We start from the raw sequence: 1,053 nt of genomic DNA on the forward strand, positions 1-1,053 counted from the left end.
AACACGATTGCGGGCCAGACCAACCTGCTGGCGCTCAACGCCACCATCGAGGCGGCGCGCGCCGGCGAGGCCGGCAAGGGCTTCGCCGTCGTCGCCTCCGAGGTCAAGGATCTGGCCAATCAGACCGCCCGGGCCACCGAGGAGATCTCGCAGCAGATCTCGTCGGTCCAGCAGGCGACCGGCCAGACAGTCTCCGCCATCCAGGAGATCGCCCGCACCATCACCGAGATGTCGCAGATTTCCGTGTCCATCGCGGCCGCCATGGAGGAGCAAGGCGCCGCGACCGCCGAGATCGCCCGCAACGTCCAGGAAGCGGCGCGGGGCACCGAGCGGGTGACCGGCAACATCGTCGATGTGCAGAACGGAGCCGGAGAAACCGGTTCGGCGGCGTCCCAGGTTCTGGGAGCGGCCCAGGAACTGTCGCGCCACTCGCACGATCTCGGCCGCGAAGTCTCGACTTTCCTGCAGGACGTCAAGGCCGCCTGACACGGCCGTTCAGCGCGACGACAGGTGAGATGATCGTGGCCCGGCACTCGTTAGCCGGGCCACTTTCTTTTCCGCCACGCTGAAACAAGCCGCATGCTGAACGCTTTGTATCTCTGACGGGACGTGATCTCGCTCCTGGAGAAGAGCCCGTCGCGCAGAGCGGAGCGGCATGCTTGTTCGAGCGGGTTCCTGACCGACGCCTGCTCCGCAATATCGATGAACCGGGCACCCGCCCCGGCTTGAACGGATGGAGGCTCGCATAGCGATTTCGCCTGGGCTGAAGACCCCCTCCGCGTCGAAACGTTGAGCGCCGGAGACATTCTTCAGCTCGACATCTTGAGATTAAATGACCGGTTTACCCGGATGAACGTCGATGACGTGTGACTCAGAGTCACCGCGGGCCCTGCTCCATCCCTGGACGGGGCCCGTTTGTCTGAGCGAGGGCCTATGAACACGAAAGGCGCCCGGAGGCGCCTTGTCGATGAATGTCCCTGTTCGAAGGAACTGGAGCGGGCGAAGGGATTCGAACCCTCGACCCCAACCTTGGCAAGGTTGTGCTCTACCCCT

Annotated in this window: 1 protein-coding gene; it reads left to right on the forward strand. The window is 64.4% G+C overall.

Annotation, left to right across the window (positions count from 1 at the left end):
- Positions 1-486: methyl-accepting chemotaxis protein (locus KBI52_RS01355; RefSeq protein ID WP_247654100.1), on the forward strand; the 486-nt coding region annotated here is incomplete at its 5' end.
- Between the last annotated feature and the right edge of the window lie 567 nt (positions 487-1,053).

It is taken from the genome of Microvirga sp. HBU67558, assembly GCF_018069605.1.
Lineage (GTDB): Bacteria > Pseudomonadota > Alphaproteobacteria > Rhizobiales > Beijerinckiaceae > Microvirga > Microvirga terrae.